The sequence below is a fragment of the Psychromonas sp. CNPT3 genome (genome assembly GCF_000153405.2).
Lineage (GTDB): Bacteria > Pseudomonadota > Gammaproteobacteria > Enterobacterales > Psychromonadaceae > Psychromonas.
Genome location: NC_020802.1, coordinates 1,772,708 through 1,791,610 on the forward strand (window position 1 = coordinate 1,772,708; position 18,903 = coordinate 1,791,610).

At 36.8% G+C, this 18,903-nt stretch carries 20 protein-coding genes and 1 other RNA gene; 5 read left to right on the forward strand and 16 right to left on the reverse strand.

What is annotated here, in order from left to right:
- Positions 1-94 precede the first annotated feature (94 nt).
- From rlmM to hemA, 8 genes are read right to left on the reverse strand one after another with little or no spacing between them, the layout of a single operon-like run.
- On the reverse strand, positions 95-1,195 hold the full coding sequence (rlmM, locus tag PCNPT3_RS07715) for a 23S rRNA (cytidine(2498)-2'-O)-methyltransferase RlmM (RefSeq protein ID WP_015465316.1): 1,101 nt from the start codon (positions 1,193-1,195) through the stop codon (positions 95-97).
- Positions 1,189-1,605: a DUF423 domain-containing protein gene (locus PCNPT3_RS07720; protein WP_156801513.1), complete on the reverse strand. Its 417-nt coding sequence runs from the start codon at positions 1,603-1,605 to the stop codon at positions 1,189-1,191. Before PCNPT3_RS07720 ends, rlmM begins: the two co-directional genes overlap by 7 nt.
- A complete protein-coding gene (kdsA, locus tag PCNPT3_RS07725; RefSeq protein ID WP_015465318.1) occupies positions 1,586-2,434 on the reverse strand; it encodes a 3-deoxy-8-phosphooctulonate synthase in 849 nt (282 codons plus the stop codon). Before kdsA ends, PCNPT3_RS07720 begins: the two co-directional genes overlap by 20 nt.
- A 10-nt stretch (positions 2,435-2,444) precedes the next feature.
- Positions 2,445-3,302, reverse strand: a complete 858-nt coding sequence (locus PCNPT3_RS07730) for a SirB1 family protein (RefSeq protein ID WP_015465319.1) — start codon at positions 3,300-3,302, stop codon at positions 2,445-2,447.
- A gap of 1 nt (position 3,303) precedes the next feature.
- Entirely contained in the window at positions 3,304-3,690 is a 387-nt protein-coding gene (locus PCNPT3_RS07735; RefSeq protein WP_015465320.1) for a SirB2 family protein, read from the reverse strand.
- A gap of 2 nt (positions 3,691-3,692) precedes the next feature.
- Positions 3,693-4,526, reverse strand: a complete 834-nt coding sequence (gene prmC / locus PCNPT3_RS07740) for a peptide chain release factor N(5)-glutamine methyltransferase (protein WP_015465321.1) — start codon at positions 4,524-4,526, stop codon at positions 3,693-3,695.
- A complete protein-coding gene (gene prfA, locus PCNPT3_RS07745; RefSeq protein WP_015465322.1) occupies positions 4,527-5,618 on the reverse strand; it encodes a peptide chain release factor 1 in 1,092 nt (363 codons plus the stop codon). It lies immediately after the preceding gene.
- A gap of 21 nt (positions 5,619-5,639) precedes the next feature.
- Positions 5,640-6,896 carry a glutamyl-tRNA reductase gene (gene hemA, locus PCNPT3_RS07750; protein ID WP_015465323.1) on the reverse strand — a complete coding sequence of 419 codons (1,257 nt, stop codon included), beginning with the start codon at positions 6,894-6,896 and terminating at the stop codon, positions 5,640-5,642.
- Between the two features lie 190 nt (positions 6,897-7,086).
- Between hemA and bamE the strand changes: the two genes are divergently transcribed.
- Positions 7,087-7,494 carry an outer membrane protein assembly factor BamE gene (gene bamE / locus PCNPT3_RS07755; RefSeq protein WP_015465324.1) on the forward strand — a complete coding sequence of 136 codons (408 nt, stop codon included), beginning with the start codon at positions 7,087-7,089 and terminating at the stop codon, positions 7,492-7,494.
- A gap of 27 nt (positions 7,495-7,521) precedes the next feature.
- Here bamE and PCNPT3_RS07760 read toward each other — a convergent pair whose 3' ends face one another.
- Together PCNPT3_RS07760 and PCNPT3_RS07765 are read right to left on the reverse strand one after the other, a co-directional pair.
- Positions 7,522-7,818, reverse strand: coding sequence for an RnfH family protein (locus PCNPT3_RS07760; RefSeq protein ID WP_015465325.1), 297 nt, complete (start codon positions 7,816-7,818; stop codon positions 7,522-7,524).
- Positions 7,819-7,837: 19 nt separating this feature from the next.
- Positions 7,838-8,275, reverse strand: coding sequence for a ubiquinone-binding protein (locus PCNPT3_RS07765; protein ID WP_015465326.1), 438 nt, complete (start codon positions 8,273-8,275; stop codon positions 7,838-7,840).
- Between the two features lie 106 nt (positions 8,276-8,381).
- Between PCNPT3_RS07765 and smpB the strand changes: the two genes are divergently transcribed.
- Complete coding sequence (gene smpB / locus PCNPT3_RS07770; RefSeq protein WP_015465327.1) at positions 8,382-8,867, forward strand: SsrA-binding protein SmpB; 486 nt, start codon at positions 8,382-8,384, stop codon at positions 8,865-8,867.
- Between the two features lie 96 nt (positions 8,868-8,963).
- Positions 8,964-9,317: a transfer-messenger RNA gene (gene ssrA, locus PCNPT3_RS13890) on the forward strand.
- A gap of 286 nt (positions 9,318-9,603) precedes the next feature.
- Here ssrA and PCNPT3_RS07775 read toward each other — a convergent pair.
- From PCNPT3_RS07775 to PCNPT3_RS07785, 3 genes are all read right to left on the reverse strand, one after another.
- The gene (locus tag PCNPT3_RS07775) at positions 9,604-11,052 is read right to left on the reverse strand and encodes a phosphoethanolamine transferase (RefSeq protein WP_015465328.1); all 1,449 of its coding nucleotides are present in this window, start codon (positions 11,050-11,052) and stop codon (positions 9,604-9,606) included.
- Positions 11,053-11,391: 339 nt separating this feature from the next.
- Positions 11,392-11,628 (reverse strand): hypothetical protein, encoded by a 237-nt coding sequence (locus PCNPT3_RS07780; RefSeq protein ID WP_015465329.1) that lies wholly within the window; start codon positions 11,626-11,628, stop codon positions 11,392-11,394.
- A gap of 205 nt (positions 11,629-11,833) precedes the next feature.
- Complete coding sequence (locus PCNPT3_RS07785; protein ID WP_015465330.1) at positions 11,834-12,466, reverse strand: 3'-5' exonuclease; 633 nt, start codon at positions 12,464-12,466, stop codon at positions 11,834-11,836.
- Positions 12,467-12,741: 275 nt separating this feature from the next.
- On the opposite strand from PCNPT3_RS07785, the gene PCNPT3_RS07790 reads away from it, so the two are divergent.
- The gene (locus PCNPT3_RS07790; protein ID WP_015465331.1) at positions 12,742-13,557 is read left to right on the forward strand and encodes a phytanoyl-CoA dioxygenase family protein; all 816 of its coding nucleotides are present in this window, start codon (positions 12,742-12,744) and stop codon (positions 13,555-13,557) included.
- Between the two features lie 347 nt (positions 13,558-13,904).
- Here the strand turns inward: PCNPT3_RS07790 and PCNPT3_RS07795 are convergent, their stop codons facing one another.
- Complete coding sequence (locus PCNPT3_RS07795) at positions 13,905-15,485, reverse strand: sensor domain-containing protein (RefSeq protein ID WP_015465332.1); 1,581 nt, start codon at positions 15,483-15,485, stop codon at positions 13,905-13,907.
- A 531-nt stretch (positions 15,486-16,016) separates the two neighbouring features.
- Here PCNPT3_RS07795 and PCNPT3_RS07800 point away from each other — a divergent pair.
- Entirely contained in the window at positions 16,017-16,502 is a 486-nt protein-coding gene (locus PCNPT3_RS07800) for an RDD family protein (RefSeq protein WP_015465333.1), read from the forward strand.
- 292 nt (positions 16,503-16,794) lie between these two features.
- Here the strand turns inward: PCNPT3_RS07800 and PCNPT3_RS07805 are convergent, their stop codons facing one another.
- Together PCNPT3_RS07805 and PCNPT3_RS07810 are read right to left on the reverse strand one after the other, a co-directional pair.
- Positions 16,795-17,727, reverse strand: coding sequence for a nuclease-related domain-containing protein (locus tag PCNPT3_RS07805; protein WP_015465334.1), 933 nt, complete (start codon positions 17,725-17,727; stop codon positions 16,795-16,797).
- Positions 17,728-18,044: 317 nt separating this feature from the next.
- On the reverse strand, positions 18,045-18,800 hold the full coding sequence (locus tag PCNPT3_RS07810; RefSeq protein WP_015465335.1) for a fibro-slime domain-containing protein: 756 nt from the start codon (positions 18,798-18,800) through the stop codon (positions 18,045-18,047).
- Positions 18,801-18,903 lie beyond the last annotated feature (103 nt).

Consider the following 18,903-nt stretch of genomic DNA (forward strand, 5'->3'; position numbering starts at 1 on the left):
TTGTAGGAGATAGTTGTTCTCACTTCAAAACTCACAACGCAGGTAGGGATAATTTCAACAAGCAAGACGGGTAACCTTTTTAGTTCCTTTGGTATTATTCATCTGGCCCTACTTTTTTGCCCCATACATTACCTAACACACTAATGTGGACAGTGATCTCTTCTCTATCATGATACAAATGTTTCGCTTGTAACTGATATTGAAGGCCTGCTTCTTCAAGCTGGTCGGTGATCAATTTAATATCTTGTTGCGCTTCTTGGTAACGCTTTTTCATCGGTAGCTTTAAGTTAAAGATTGTTTCTTTACACCAGCCTTCAACCAACCATTTTGCTATTAATTGTGCCACCCGCTTAGGTTTCTCAATCATATCGCAAACTAACCAATAAATATTTTTACGATCAGGTTCAAATTTAAAACCGTCTTCCATATAATGGGTGACTTGCCCACTGTCCATTAATGCTTGCGCCATAGCACCATTATCAACACAGCTTACAAACATACCTTGACGTACTAATTGATAAGTCCAGCCTCCAGGACAAGCGCCTAAATCAACCGCACGCATACCCGATGTAAAGCGCTCTTCACGCTCTTCTGCTGTTAAAAAAGTATGCACTGCTTCTTCGAGTTTCAATGTAGAGCGGCTCGGCGCTTCACTTGGGAAACGTAAGCGCATAATGCCCATATATTGCTCATTACGGTTACCCACTAAAGAATAACCAATATAAGCTGATTGATTATCTAAAAAGCATAAGTGATAACATATTTTTTTACGGTTTTCTTTGGCAGTTAAGCTCTTTTGTTTTTTTAATGCTTGGCGTAATGGCACGGTAAATTTACGACAAAAAGTCAGTAGAGGTTTTGTTTCGTCCCCTTCTGGCGTTTCTACGTATAAATCCCCTCCCATCGGTAAATCGCGCGTCACCTCTAAAATAGGCGTGATACGATCTTCAAGCGGTAAGTCTTTAATTAACGTTTTTATCACGATCATTTGACGAGCAAAAATCAACTGTGAATAATCAAGACCGTTAGCAAGCTCTAAAACATCTTCTGGGTTATAACATTGATAAAATACATAGCCACTCTGGCGTTGCGTTTTAATAAACCCAAAAACATCAAGTGCACTTGCTTTATCTTGAACTTCATTCGCACAATCATTTTCGAAACCGGGACGACAATATAATAAAATACCTAACATTTTTTACTCTTTGTAATAAAAGATAAGGCGGCAAATAACCACGCACAAATCAATAATAGCCCACCAAGTGGGGTTATCATGGCAACGATTTTTGTTCCCATCAACACATATAAATATAAACTACCACTAAAAAAACAGACGCCTAAGAGTAATGATATTTGACTGAGCAATAAATAACGACTCGGCATCAATAAATTTAACGTTGAAACCATCAATAATAGCAGCGCATGTATTAACTGATAATTCACGGCTAACTGAAAGTAATCGACTTGCTGCAAACTTGCCCAAGTCGATAAACCATGGTTTGCATAAGCGCCAAGTGCGACGCCCGTCGCCCCCAGCATGCTTGCCATAAATAGAAAAAATCGATTCGATTTCGTCATTTTAAGATTATTCGGTATCGATAGCATCTAGACTTTTCGCTAATTCATCCATTTGCTTCATTTGCGTTAGGAAAGGTTTTAACTTGTCTAAGGCTAATGCACAAGGACCATCACATTTTGCATTGCTTGGATCCGGATGTGATTCTAAAAATAATCCTGCAATACCTTGTGACATACCGGCAAGCCCTAATTGTACCACTTGGCTACGACGACCATCCGCACTGTCACTACGCGCACCCGGTTTTTGTAGTGAATGTGTTACATCAAAAATAACCGGATATCCGGTTTCTTTCATAGTGCTAAAGCCCAGCATATCAACCACTAGATTGTTATAACCAAAACAACTACCACGCTCACATAAAATAATTTTATCATTACCCGCTTCTTTAAATTTAGTAATGATATGTGCCATTTCGTGCGGTGCTAAAAATTGTGCTTTTTTAACGTTGATCACAGCATTCGTTGATGCCATCGCTTGTACCAGATCCGTTTGACGGCTTAAAAAAGCGGGCAATTGAATCACATCAACCACTTCGGCAACAGCAGCTGCTTGATGAGGTTCATGCACATCTGTGATGATCGGCACATTAAACGTTTTTTTGATCTCTTCAAAAATACGTAAACCTTCTTCAAGGCCCGGACCACGGTAACTATTGATAGAAGAGCGATTTGCTTTATCAAAAGACGCTTTAAATACATAAGGGATGTTTAAAGCACTGGTCACTTCAACGTACTTTTCAACCATACGCATGGCTAAATCACGAGACTCTAATACATTCATGCCACCAAATAAAACAAATGGCAGATCATTAGCAACATCAATATTGCCGACTTTAATTATTTTTTGCTGTTTCATTACGCTCTCTCTAATGGATAACTTGCTCTTTAACACTCATATATTGGATCTGTTTTTTTAATATCTTCACCAAGGGATCTTGTGGATGCTTTTGGATAAAAAATTCAAAATCATCACAAGCTAAGCTTAAACAATTTAATTGTTGGAATAAAAAACCACGATCTCGCACTTCATAAGCATCGTCAGGATCCAGTCTTAATATGATATCACTGCACACTAAAGCCAATTCAACACTCTCTGCCTGTACGTAAGCCGCTTTTAAGACATGAATATAACGCTTAATAACATTCTCATTACTGTCGAGTTTTAACATGTCTAAATTCAATCGTGCATGATCACCTAATTGGCCACGCACTTTTAACTCTAATTGATTCCAACTCGGCAATTCACCGGTAAAGGGATCAAGATAAACGAGCTCATCTTCAAGATGGATAGCCACAATAAAGCCACTTGGGAAACATATTCCTTGGGCTTTAAAACCACAACGCTCTAAAATATCAAGCAGTAAAATACCTAAACTGATAGGGATCCCTTTTCGACGTTCAAATACCTGTGATAACAATGCGTTTTCGACCTTATAAAAGGCTCTCCAATCACCTTGGTAATCTAATTGCTGATAAAGGATCTCTAATAACGCCACTAATTTGCTTTTATCTGCTGCGTTAAACACTTTTAATTTAGATTCAATAACAATTTGCTGCAGACGTAAACTAGCGTTGAAAGCATCAACATCGAGTCCGTTTATCTCAGCTTCTATCTTAAGGGCTGCATGTAATAAAGAATGCGTTTCAAACTCAAAGTCGGCATTCATCACTTGCGTCACGTCTTGCAACGTCTCTAAACTGCTTTCATTATTTTGCTCTGCCACTTTAACCTACCAATAATATCGCTTGTTTCATGGTTACTAAATACACAATATATGCCAACCACCCAAATGCACCGACAAAAGACAGCCACTGTATTGGGCGACTCTTTTGTGCATTTAACGCTCGGTTGACCATAAATAAATACGCTACAAATGCAATTAGTTTTTCTAACAGCCAATATCCAGAGCTCACAAAAGGATCTATTTGTAATAACCAAGCTAAGATAAGACCAAATGCTAAAACCGTTAAATGCGTATGTAATAATATTTTTTTGAAAATGGCTTTTTGCGCATTTTTATGCCCACGTTGTAGCCAGATAAAGTTAACGATAAAAAAGATCACCGCAATTAAAATTAATGTTAAATGGGTATGTTTTAAAAAAGCATACATAATTATTTTGATCCTTTATAAATAGCGATACTGATGCGCTCATTGCGCGCGAGATCGCACTCTGTTCTTATTTCATCAAACTCAAAAAGGCGGAATATATTACGTACCGCCTCGCCTTGCTCAAAGCCATGTTCAATCATTAACGTGCCATTGGTTTTTAAATATAAGCGCGCTTGGCTTACAATTAAATGAATATCTGCCAGTCCTTTGTCATCTGCGACTAAAGCCGATAAAGGCTCAAAACGTACATCGCCTTCGGCTAAATGATGATCCTCTTTATCAATGTACGGAGGATTACTCACAATAAGATCAAAGCGCCCATGCACTTGACTAAACCAATCACTTTGATAAATATTAACATTATCTAGCTTTAATGCTTGCCTGTTTTCAATCGCTAATTGCACTGCGTCTGCATTAAAGTCAACCGCACTACACTGCGCATGAGGCAATTCACTGGCAAGCGCTAAAATAATTGCGCCTGTGCCCGTCCCTAAATCTAAAATATGCGAGTTAGGTGAGCAAACTTGTAATGCATATTCAACTAATGTTTCTGTATCTGCACGCGGAATAAGCGTCGAGGCATTCACCTTAAAAGGCAAAGACCAAAACTCACGAGTGCCCGTTAAGTATGCAACAGGGACCCCTTTGATACGCTCATCAATCAGAGCTTTATAAGCCTCTTTTTGCATATCTGTTAAAAGGCGCTCAGGCCACGTCATTAAATACACACTCTCTTTTTGTAAAACAAAACAGAGTAATACCTGTGCATCAAGTAACGCACTGTCACTTTTAAGCAATAATGATTTCGCCCAGACGACGGCGGCATCTATGCGCAATTAAAAATCACTCTGCGCAAGTGCTGCTAATTTATCGGCTTGATCTTCAAGTAAAATAGGATCAAGTAAGGCATCTAACTCACCTTCTAAAATATCATGCAAACAGTATAAGGTTAAATTGATACGATGATCACTCACACGTCCTTGCGGATAGTTATAAGTACGAATACGTTCACTACGATCGCCACTTGCTACTAAACTACGACGGATAACTTGCTCTTCCGCATGATTTTTTTCGTCTTCAGCTTGTTGTAAACGCGCTTGTAAAACAGACATCGCTTGCGCTCTGTTTTTATGTTGTGAACGCTGATCTTGACACTCGACCACTGTGCCCGTAGGAATATGCGTCAAACGCACCGCCGAATCAGTTTTATTCACGTGCTGACCACCTGCGCCAGATGCACGGAACGTATCCACTTTAAGGTCGGCAGGATTGATAACGATAGCTTCAGCTTCAGGAACTTCAGGCATCACCACAACCGTACATGCAGAGGTATGAATTCGCCCTTGCGACTCAGTTTCTGGAACACGTTGTACGCGGTGACCACCGGACTCAAACTTCATAATACCGTAAGCACCTTCGCCCTCAATTTTAGCAATGACCTCTTTATAGCCCCCTTGCTCACTGGCGTTGGTGTTCATTATTTCTAAACGCCATTTTTTACTATCAATGTATTTGCTGTACATACGGAAAAGGTTTCCGGCAAAAATAGCGGCTTCATCCCCACCCGCACCGGCGCGAATTTCGATATAACAGTTACGATCGTCATTAGGATCTTTAGGTAATAACAAGATTTCTAATTCAGATGAAAGCGTTTCTAACGTTGCTTTGGCTTCTTTTACTTCTTCAACGGCCATTTCTTGCATTTCAGGATCATCGTCTTCAAGCATCATTTTTGCACTTTCAAGATCTTCAACCGCACCTTGATAACCTTTAAAACTAAGCACAACGACTTCAAGTTGAGAATACTCTTTGGTTAATTTACGATATTTATCTTGATCCGCTAAGGTCGCAGGATCGCCAAGTAACGCTTGAACTTCCTCATAGCGCTCAACTAATCCCTCTAATTTTGCAACAATTGATGCTTTCATATTTTTCTCTTTTTTAACGTTTTATTCATCGTTCAAACCTAATGCTGAACGTAATATTTGTAGTTCATGATCATCAATAGCGCGACCTGCAAGTTTGAGTGCACGCGTAGGATCATGGATAATTTTATTAGTTAACTTAAAAGCCAGCTCGCGCATCACTTTTTCTGCACTGTTACCTTTATGCAATGATGCAATGGCATGCTCTAACAAAGTATCACGCAATAACTCGTTTTTTTCGCGATAACGGCGGATACTTTCAACCGATTTTAGTGATTCAATCCAAGTTATAAACTCAATCACACACAATTCTATAATTTTTTCAGCTTCAATAGCTGCGCCTTGTCGCGCTTGTTTATTCTCTTCAATAATACCGTGTAAATCATCGACACTATACAAATAAACATCATGTAATTCATTAACTTGCTCTTCAATGTCTCGAGGCACTGCAATATCAATAAATAACATGGGTTGATTACGTCTTGCCTTTAACGCACTTTCAACCATACCTTTACCAATAATAGGTAAAGGACTTGCTGTTGATGAGATAATAATATCCGCATACGGCAAATGCTTAGGGATCTCTTCAAGCGTGATAGCTTGCGCATCAAATTGATCAACAAGATCCATCGCCCTTGATAAGGTGCGATTGGCAATGGTGATATTAGGCACATTATGCTCAACTAAATATTTACCGACTAACTCAATCGTCTCCCCAGCACCAATTAATAAAACATGGCTCTGCGCAAGGTCGCTAAATATTTGCTTGGCAAGACACACAGCAGCAAAAGCGACTGAAATTGCATTCGCACCGATTTGCGTGTCGGTACGTACTTGTTTGGCAACAGTGAAAGTTTGTTGAAACCATTGTTGCAACACTTTCTTTACACTTTTTGCTTGCCCAGCGCTGACAAACGCTTGTTTTATTTGCCCCAATATTTGAGGCTCGCCTAATACTAAAGAGTCCAGACCTGAAGCGACCCTAAAAAGGTGCTGCACCGCTTTATCATTTGTATAACAATATAAACTATCGACTAGGTCGGTAAGCGCTACACCATGGAAATGACATAACCAGTTGATCACAACCTGACAACTCTCACCGCTTAAATTGCAGTATATTTCACTGCGATTACACGTTGATACGATCACCGCTTCTAATACGCCATCTTGCTTTAATAAGTCTTGATACGCACGCGCGAGTGTCTCGGGTGAAAACGCCACTTTTTCTCGCAATGAGACAGAGGCGCTTTGATGGTTAATTCCAATCGCAAATAAAGGCATTCAATAATTTCACAAGACAAGTTAAATAAACAAAGGTGAATTCTACTAATATTTAGGGTAAATTTAAAGGGTGAGAGCACTTCTTACGCATTTATATCCCTTTTATCGTAAAAAAAGTCACTTTAAGCCCTAAACAGCCACTCTCTATAATTTACAACGCCCTCTGCCTTGGGTATTATTCAGGCTCTTTTTGTTATTATTTAAAGTTGCTATCAAAATCATGCTAATTAAAAACACTATTGTTTCTCTTTTTCTTGTCAGTGCACTTTCGGGTTGCTCATCTCTTTATGATACTTTTGTTTATCAAATTGATGTTACCCAAGGTAACTACATTGATACCCAAAAAATGGCGCAACTTGAACTCGGAATGGATCAGCAACAAGTCATCTTCCTGTTAGGCTCTCCGATGTTAGTGGATCCCTTTGATTCTTCTAGCTGGTATTATATTCGTTATATCAAGCCCGGTGGCGAAGCTATCCAGCAACAACAAATCGTTTTAAAGTTTGAAAATAGAATTTTACAACGCATTGAAAAAGAAAAGGAAATTGAAATTAGCCCACTTGTTGAAGAGATGCAAGTTGAAGCCGAAAAAGCATAGATACGACAAATATTGGCAAGTTTGCCTTTATTTGTTTTTTTGTGCCATTTTAGCTGCGCGTAACTTGCGCATTTCTTTAGGATCGGCCGTTAGAGGGCGATATATTTCAATTCTATCTCCCGCTTTTAACGTATAGTCTAATTTTTCAATACGGCTAAAAATCCCCACCTTTGCCTCACTAATTATTATTTGGGGAAAATGCTGGGTTATGCCTGAAAGATGCAGGCTCTGCTCAATTGAGCTTCCCTCGGGTACCGACACCGACAATAATACTTGCTTATGAGGAAGCCCGTATACCACTTCAATATCAATCATTTCACTCATTTTTATCCCCTCTACTTTATTAACGTTCGCCATAAACAGACTTAGCACGCTCCGCAAAAGATTTTACCATTGAGCCCACTAAATCCTTAAAAATGCGCCCAAACGCCAGCTCAATTAATTTACTCTTAAACTCAAATTTTAAATCGAAACAGACCTTACACGCTTGGCTATCTAAGGGTATAAAAACCCAGCCACCACTGAGCGACTTAAAAGGGCCTTCTAATAAATGCATTTCTATTTGTTTACCTGGCGTTAAAACGTTCTCTGTCGTAAAACTCTGACTTATTCCCGCTTTAGAGACTTTAACGCGAGCACGCATCATATTGTTTTCATGCATTAATAACTGCGCACCAACACATCCCGGTAAAAACGCGGGGTAAGATTCTACATCGTTGACCAATTGGTACATTTCATCTGCGCTATACATTAGTAACGCACTACGGGAGACTTCAGCCATTCTCTCAACTCTTAGATAAAAAAAGCAGTTTATACTATCTCACTATTGAAAAAAAATAATTTAGACATATATCTAGTTTAATTATTTACAGTTACAATATGAGACTATGGCTAAAAAAAAATCAAAAACTAAAAACAATGAAAATACGATAGCACGTAATAAACGTGCGAGTCACGAGTACCACTTAGAAGAACGCTTTGAAGCGGGTCTTGAACTACAAGGCTGGGAAGTGAAATCGTTGCGTGCGGGTAAAGCAAATATCGCAGATAGCTATATTTTCCTTAAAAATGGAGAAGCATGGTTATTAGGCGCCTCTTTCCCCCCTCTTGATGCTGCTTGTTCACATGTTGTGTGCGAGCCTATGCGCTATCGTAAACTTTTATTAAAACGACGCGAATTAGATAACCTACTCGGTAAAGTTGATCGCCAAGGTTACTCTATTATCCCTATTTCTTTGTATTGGAAAAATGCATGGGTGAAAATATCCTTTGCCTTGGCAAAAGGTAAACAGGCTCATGACAAACGCAATGCAGATAAAGATCGTGAATGGCAAGTACAAAAAGAACGCATGATGAAACACAGCGTTCGTTAAATAAGCAGTCAAACAATCGGGGTTAAGATAAAGCTATCTAGCTTCGATTGGCTTTGCTATACTCATCGAGTAAGCAGAGCATTTGTTTACCACTGTGGGGATGATTTAGGACTCGACGAGATTCTTGAAACCCAAGGTGCATGCCGAGGTGACGGCTGGCCTCGTAAAAAGCCGTCAACGTTATAGTTGCAAACGACTCTAACTACTCTCTAGCAGCTTAGGCTAGCTAGCCTTCCACCCAAGTTTCTCCTATGGGCAGGGATTCGGAAGGTCATTTACATTGGATAGCGAGGGAACCTTGTTCGAGGGTGAACCGCGAAATAGTATCGGACTCGCTTTTTGGTATCCTGTCTGTCGGAGATCAACGAGTTAACTAAAAGACTGACTAAGCATGTAGTACCGAGGATGTAGGTTTTTCGGACGGGGGTTCGACTCCCCCCATCTCCACCACCTACCAGCCCCTGTGATCACTAGATCACAGGGGCTTTTTCGTTCTAGTGACCACATTGTGTCCAATCCCATTTCAACTTTAATTATTTAGTTACTTACCCCCCCCAACAAAAAAAACTGTAATTGCACCAATGAATATTCCTAATCCGCGTACTGATGTTACAATTAAAGTTATAAAAACCATGGTGTTTATAGCTTTTTCAGGTTTAAATAAATCCGTATATACGGATAATATTATCCGAGTAAATTAATTTAGTACTGATATTAAAGGTATTTCAATTAACACTTAAATACTTACAGGGTCTGGGATAGTAATACTAGGATCTGGTAGTAAGGATTTTACTTCAATCAAATTCCCGAAGTTAAATATATATACGTCCTTTTCTTTTTTAGTCATATCGAAATCAGGTGCTTGCTTTGTTTTAACACCGATCCAATTCGAAAAAATAGATATAAAATGAAAAGCACTTACTTTGTTTTTTACAGTTACCTTTTTTGTATCATCACTAGACAACCTAATAAAAGGAATGCTGTAGTTAGATAAATACGCATTTCCCACATGTAATTGAGACTTTTCTTTTGTACCCGTATCATTTAATCCATGATCAGAAAAATATATTAATGAATAGCTACGTTTTCGTTTTTTTAACCTATTTATTACATTTTTAATTAAATTATCTGTGCCTTTATAACTAGACAAATAACAGGATAATTGCTTATTATCTAAATGATAAATGTCCTTTCTGATTCTTTCACAAAAATCAGGGTGAGAGCCCATCAAATGTAAAATAAACAAACGGTGTTTTTTTGTTTTTTTACCCAACTCTTTTGTGAATATAGGTAAAATAGCAGAATCGTTAACATTCATACTGTCATAGCTACCTAACTTTAAAAAAAACTTATGCTTACTTCGTTGTGCTATCATCGATATGGCAGTGTCAAAACTCCCTACAAAACCTTGATTAGAAATCCACGTTGTCTCTAATCCTGATTGATTTGCTAGCGTAATAATAGTATTACTTACATCCCCATATTTTAATGACAACGTTCTTGGTAATGAAGTCGTTGTATTTGGAGCAGCAGAAAGATAACCATCCAGAAAGAAACCATTAGTTTTTTTTAAAAAAGGTGTCGTATTTAATGCGTAACCATAAGCAGACATGTAATCTTTACGCATGCTTTCACCAATAATTAACACATAGTCATCATAATTACTTTTGTTACTTATAATCTCCCAAGATGGCTGTATTAATAAGCTTTCTGTAAATTTTTTATTTTCATTAAAAGCCAAAGTTGTATTAATGAATATTCTTTTATAGAAATCACCCACGGGTGATATTAAAAATAATACAACTCCGACAAGTATGATTTTTTTATTAAACTTAAATTCTACATAACTTACATATATAATTATTACTATTAATAGCAATATATTTAGTAATACAAACAACATTGGGATCACACTAAGAAACTCTAAAGACTCCCTTACATTCGTTTCAAAGAAGGACACTAATATCCCAATATTTAATCTGCCATATATCATTCCAGTTGTGAAATATACCAAGGGTAAAATCAAAAGAGGTAGTATAAAATAACGTTTGATATTTTTATTACCTGATAATAAAAATAACGAAACGAGAAGAGAAAAAGAAGATAGCATTTTATCTACATTGAATTGTGGTCCAAGCCCAAACACTAACAATAACCACATCGTAATAATAACAAAGCATTTCATATGTCATGATCTCTAACATTAATTAATTTAAGCCAAATTATAACCCTATAAAACAAAAAATACAGCACACTCTATAACGTCAATAACTCAGCATCATATTGCCGGTGTCTAATTTTATGTTTGTTCCTTTATCATTCTTAACCTTATTTATACTAATAGGATTTTAAGACTTGATCGTTAACGACACTTCAGCCTTATTTTTTATTGCATGATTCGTTAGCGGAGCCACTTTTGAGAGTGGCATTATATTTTTAGGTAAACTCGCATTTGATGATGTGAGAGTGCTCTTTTTATTAAGCGCTTCATTGGTAGTTATCCCTGATTTTACGTTTTTATCCTTTAGTTTTCCAAGCTTGATATTGAGTTTATCAATGTCATCACCCGCCTCGGTAGCAGACGTTTCCACCCATCGGGGATAAGCGCATCTGGTAGCATTTTTATCAATGATTTAATACCATCCCATACCCACCCTATCGCCTCGCCAACGGCTTTTAATACCACATCAAAGCCAATAAATTTATCGATTAAATAACCTATTCCAACAACGGCCACCAATGCGGCTGCAACCATTAACATAGTGGGGTTCCTCGTAATAACGGAGTTGAGCGTAATGAACGCTATTTTCAAGGTAAGCAAGATCCCAATAAACCCTTTGAAATTGTCTTTTATAACGAGAACGCCTTTGATAACAAGTAAAAATGCCTTATAAATAAAGTTTAAGACTCACACTGCCTCTTTGATTGGCGTCTAACTCGCAGCATGAGATGAGAAGCTAATTACATCAGGCATTTTGTATTGCGTAGTTTTGCAGGATTTTAGGCACTTTATTTTTAGGCGTATTAGCGATTTGTTGCATTAATGAGAACAAGGGCCGTTTAATGCCATAGGTTTGGCTAATATTATCCAGCATGTGTAGCCATAACTTGGCGGTCATTTGTGCATCGAATAACGCGCGGTGAAAGCCCCCCTCTTCCGACAAATTTAACTGCTTAACTAAGTTGCCTAGACTGTGGCTTTGAGAATCAATATTAATTCTCCGCGACACTAATAACGAGCAGGTAAATTCCCCCTGATAAGTACGTGATATCTCATCTAATTCATTATCTAAGAATTTTTTATCAAAAGATGCGTTATGCGCCAATAAATTATCATCGCCGATAAAATCACAAAACTGCGCCATCACGTCACTGCAACTGGCAGCTTCCTTTAGCATGTGATTAGTAATACCCGTGTAATCTTCAATAAAACTATTTACTCTGATCCCAGGGTTCATTAGAGCCTGAAACTGATCGGTAACTTCACCATTGACGATACGTACAGCGCCAATTTCAATGGCTCTGTCGCCTTGATTTGGCGATAAGCCGGTGGTTTCAAAATCGAGCACCACGATAGTGTCTGCAAAGCGTTGATTCATAATATAAACTCTCATTAATAGAAGCATCATTGTTACAGATATTTACAATAAATTGTACTAGAAATATTTATTTAAATAATGAATAGAACTAACAGCCCCATTGACCAGAAAAATCAGGTATTTATCCCCCTATAATTTGGAAAACCTATGCTTGTGCAGCAGGTTTATCGATGCTAAATTACGCTCAAAATAGCGTTACATAAAGAATAGTGAATATTAATCACATGTGTGAATTTTTATATCTCCCTTTAAATAAATTGAGGTAATAGTCGTTAATGATCGAAAGTCGCAATCAATTACGAAGTAATTATGAAGTTGAAGGTTACTTTGTTATTAGAAATTATTTTAGTGTCGCTGAGATTGCATCACTGAGAACCGTCATTTTAAAATTCCATACATTATGGAAAGATGACAATGTTTATTTTTATCGACAAGAGGCATTCAATTCCTCTTTGATCACTGGCAGTGAATATTTAGGCTTCTATGATCGCGTCATGCTGTTTGATTTCATCAGTTCCAAGAAAATAATGGATATTGTCTATTCGGTTATCCCTAATGATCCCGCATTTATGAATACGCAGTTGTTTTTTAACCCTTATAATAAACAGCAAGATAATTTTTGGCATCGAGACTGTCAATATGATCATGGTGTCGAAATGCAAAAAAAGGTCATTCATGACACCCAAGTCTTGCACCTGCGGATCCCTTTATTTGATGAACCCGGCATGGAGCTAATACCAGGTACTCATAAACGTTGGGATAATGATGAAGAATTTAATGTCCGCCAAGAAATAAACGATAAATTGAGTAGCGATAGCATCTCGACGGGTAAGACGATTGCATTGGCAGCGGGTGACTTATTGGTTTTTTCAGCAGATATGATCCACCGTGGTTTGTACGGAAAAGATAGGTTAGCGTTGGATATTTTAGTGTTTGAGTCAACGGCTGACTTTGTTGATTATGTTGATGACGACTGCTTACCCGATAGTGCAATGCTAGAAAAAATAACAGATCCTAGGTTGTTCAATAACACCTTAAACTTGAAGGCGAAGTCTGCTACAAAATTAGATGCTCAGATCTTTAATCTTTAATCTTTTGCGGCGTTATCTAGATTAATGTCACTCTGAGTGCTTTCCTGTTTTTCGGGGCTATATAGGATAGATAGGGCTATCTATCCTATGATGGTAATGGGTATATTTTATTTCATCAATACTTACTGAGACGCCTCTAATGGAGAGATCTCACTCACTTAACTCAGCGTAAATTCACGTTTCGGTGATGAATACCCAAGAAACTAAAAAGGTTACCCGTCTTGTTTGTTGAAATTATCCCACCCTGCGTTGTGAGTTTTGAAGTGAGAACAACACTCTGTATCGAACCGGTAAAAATTAACATGTCATCAATATCCAGCCAACTATTCTTAAATTGTTTTTAGGCTCTATCGCACGAATGAATCGAGCTCCTCAGCTGACTTAGTCACTGCAAAACTCTGTGCATCCGTCGTTAATGCGTAATTATTCCTACCCTTACGTTTTATTGTATACATGGCTTTATCTGCCAACTCTACCAATTTTTCAGGCGTATCTGCATGATCAGGGTATAAGGCGATGCCGATACTCACTCCAATATCTATTGATTCATTTTTATATTTATAAGGTTTATCTATAATTTTAATTAACTTTTCTGAAATCGTTATAGTACTTTCTTGATCTTTTATATTAGTAAGTAAAATACAAAATTCATCACCTCCAATACGCCCGACTGTATCAATCTCCCTTACGCTTTCAGTAAGTCGAATCGCAACTTCTTTTAAAACAAAGTCACCGGTATGGTGACCAAAACTATCATTAACTTTTTTAAATCCATCTAGATCCAAAAATAATACTGCTATTTTTTGCTTATTTAGCTTAGCGTCCGCTAATGCTTTTATAAGGCGATCTTGAAAAAATTGTCTCATCGCGAGCCCTGTAAGAGCATCATGATTAGCCATATAAAGGATCTGTTTTTTTGCATGCTTCAATTCGGTAATGTCTTGTTTTATAGCAATATAATGACTAATTTTATTGTTTTTTTGTTTAACGGGTGCGATTGATGCAAGTTCCCAAAAAAAGTCACCATTCTTTTTTCTATTATGAAACTCTCCGTGCCAAGCATTTCCGGTTGAGAGTGATTTCCAAAGGGATGCATACCCTTTTTTATCCATCTCTCCAGAACTAAAAATACGAGGGTTTTTACCGATAAGATCTTTTAATAAATATCCTGTTTTCTTCTGACACGCTGGATTTACATATTCAATCAACCCCGCTCTATCGGTGATAATGATAGATGAATCGGATTGATTAACGGCAAAAAAATAGATTTCAAGCTCAGACTTCAAACTGACGTATAGAAGTAAAATAAGAGCAATAGAACTTCCACTTAAAATAAATGTTCCCCCTAAAAAATAGACTGACAACAATATTTCGTGTGGTAATAATTCATAACCAAAATAATAAAATAACGATATGCCACCTCGGATCCCCTGAAACACTCCAAATGAACCAAATACAGCACACCCGGCTAAACCTACAAATAACCAAGGCGTCTTTTTGTCTCGTACAAATGTAATGACAATAATAAAACATATCACCATGAGTACGAGAGATATTGTAGCTACTCTGACATTGACATTTTGTGATCCACAACTTAAATAATAAAAGAGCACGACCATGAGGGGAGGTAAGCTAAAATCAAGTGATCGTAGTGGGGATTGCCCCACAAAAATACGGATCCCCCGTAAGATAAGTAGAAACCCCAGAATATAAAATAAATCACCAACAAATAATGAAAGGCAATCAGAAATATTTCCTATTCCATATATTAATAAATTACCGATAGCAATGCAGAGCATACCGATAACCCAAAAACCAGTCCCTTTGCGCCTAGACTGTAATAACCAAAGAAAAAATAATGATACAACCGAAAAAATAGAAATAAGAATAGTCATAATAATCATCGTATTCAGATCTAATTCAAGCATTTTATAAATTCCTTTTACTAAAAAAGCTTATAAATTAGTATACACGTGAACATTATAACTACTTAACATCATTTACAAAAATAAAGGAATGATCGTAAAAATATCTTTAATTGACAATAGGAACATGTCTTTAATTAGATAAATTCAAGATCCAGCTACTATATAAATAATTTAACCCAACATTTTTGTACTTTGAGATCGAGTCTACAGTGAAATGTGACACCTTTTTTCTGATATATACCCTATAAAGTACTTTTTTATATTTTATATTTGGCTTCTTTTTCCTCATTCGTAATAGTGAATACTCCTGAATAATCAATGATACAAAACATTGAAAATATATCTGCATCTACAACACCGATCATTACTTAATCTAAACACATCTTCACTTAAATACAAAAAACACTAACCCCATGTTTTTAACATGCAAATTTATGTTATAAGTGAACAGTTAACCAACGAATATGTAGTATTTTACTGCTAAGAGGTTAATAGTATAACGTCTATCTTACTGACATTTAAGGAATTATAATGAAGAGTGATCTTCCCGAAAAAATGGCCGACACATATAAATACACTGGATTCTGGCTAAGAACAGGGGCAAGTCTCATCGATACGGTGATCATACTTGCATTAACTTACCCCATTCTCATCTCAATATACGGCTGGGGTTATTTGGACAGTAATGATTTAAGCGCAGGTTTTGCAGATTTGTTAGTGAGTTGGGTCCTTCCCATTATCGCAGTCATAGTCTTTTGGATATATTATCAAGCAACGCCCGGAAAAATGCTAATAAAAGCCCGCATAGTGGACGCTAAAACAGGTAACGAACCAACATTAAAACAATACATCATAAGGTATTTTGGATATTTTTTAGCTGGTCTCCCACTAGGGCTCGGTATTTTTTGGGTTGCTTGGGATAAAAGAAAACAAGGATGGCATGATAAATTAGCCGGAACGGTTGTGATAAGCCCAAAAGTCACTGCAACTCAGGAAGTACATTTCACCGGTAAATAACTGACAAGATAATTGGACTCCCAAGACGGCCCACGTAAGCTGAAATACATAGCATCCATATTTCAGGGAGTTCAATATAATAGATGAGACTGATTTAGTAGCGGTTATATTCAAGGATGCACATACATGAATATTTGCATTACGCCTAAACATAAAGCGCGCCCACTAAGGCTTAATGCTTCTCTTTTATCTTAAAAACAACACTTAAGAGCAAGCTAAATAGGCATTACACAAATTTAAATTATAAGTGTTAAAGTTCACTTTTTTAGCCTTGTGTAGGCTATGATTTTTATCAGAGCAGTCTCTCTGCATTTTCACAATCTTCACAAAGAAGTAAGTAAGCATTTCCACGCTTTAATACATTGGTACTTTTACTTTGGCATATTACACAAGGCATCTTCATCGCGGTATTGGCGATGCATTTATTACATTTAATATAATAACCGTAGCGCCCACTTTTAGCGGTGAAATCAGAAGATTCTCCACAATTTTTACATTTGAGCAGTGACCTTTTGACGACTATTCCATCAAATTTTGCATCCAAGACTTTATCGATTATTGGCAGTATTTGTGGCTGTTTTTCATGGATCTGTTCGACTAAAAATTCTATGATAGATTTTAAATCGTCGAGATTGAATTTAGGGCGAGTATCTAAGATATTAAGTGTGCGCATAACCACATTTGATAACTTCATTATTTTATTTAACTTCTCAACTAAAAATTCACTTTTAACCAGTTGCTTAGAAATCTCCTTTGGCATTGTTTCCCTATCTATAATCGCATCACTTGAAACGACACAAACATTGTCCCAGCAACGCATACCAAAGCTTTGTTTTAATCCTAAAATCTTATCTAATATGTTGCCTCTATTCTCAAAGAGTAATTCACGGAGTAACCGTTGCTGTAACTCAACTTGCTTTATTGGGGATGGCATGCCAACCCATTTACTATTAAAACTTCGAGTCCATTCATTAAAACTATTTACTTTAACCTCGCCTTTAATACTTTTTGACTCGATTAAAATAAATCCATATGGATAAACAAGCAAATGATCTATCTGCGCTGTTTCGGCATTGTATGTAAACTTAAAATCATTAATTACAAATATATGAGGGTTATCTTTGAATGCTCGCCTAAGGAAAAAAGCAACATCTTGCTCTTGTTTTTGTCCTGCTTTAGCAGTTGGTGAATATGTATTTTTGAGAGTGATATCTTTAACGATCATAAAAATGATATTCCATTTAAAGGCAGTCTAATTATTTGATAGTAAACTAAAATCCTTATTATTTTAAGTGTTATATAAAATCATTTTAAAGTATTAGACAAGTGAATATAAAGTCAAGTCCGTCATCTTCGCTTCGTTAAAAAATAAACTGTTTGAATAAACATTTAAAGCACTTAGATAAAGGTATATGGCGACATGATGCAAGCTGATAAGAAGTGTAAATAAAATTTATAGTGACCAATGAATATAACGTTGTAAAGAGTAATAAAATAACCTTTGAAATTTAAAAATCACAGAGGTTATTCACTAAAGATGTACTATTTTTTTGATTTACGTTTAACCAAAAATAACAAACTTAGGCCCATTAACATGATAAATAGTGTATTAGGGGCATCAACCGGTTGAGACGTTAATAAGATTGACGTTTCTATGCTAAATTTTGAGCCATGTTTATGGCGCTCTGCAAAAAATAGATCAAATGTATAATTATTACCGATGTTTAAGCCTAAAGAATCTAAACTTATACTTTGTCCTCGTGGTCCGTGTATGCCTCCTAAATCAACCACCAGTTGGCCATTGATAAAGACCCATAAATCATCATCACCAACAAAGCTAAACATCTCTCCACCTTGATAGGTAAAGTTACTATTAATCTCATAAGTAAAATGATAATTATGTGAATTTCCCTCATTTCCCCACCCCTGGTTATCAATCGGGAAAAAACTCGTATCAGAAAAAGAATATACGTTGGGATCCGCGGTAATACTATTATCTAACGTTATTGAATGTGAGATACTCTTATTCACGCCATTCTCATCGTTGTACCACTGATTAAAATTCACACCCGATTGATAAATACTGGGAGTAGACAAACCGCTATAAACCGGCTTTCCATTCGCGCCTAGCTGAGAACTCACTAGCCCTGTTACATGCCCATCAACCGTACTCTCAAAATCAGAATGTGATTGCTTAAAATCACGAACCGTCCCTCCTAACGTTATTAGAGCCGCATTTAATTGCACCGGAAAAATAAATAAAAGGGTCATTAAATAGTAATGTTTTTTAATATTCATATGTTTATTCTCCTTGAGTAAACGATATACTGATCTGTACTATATTGTTTATTGCAGGTTTAGTGCCACAAAAACAAACCAGTAAAATCAAACAGATGGAATG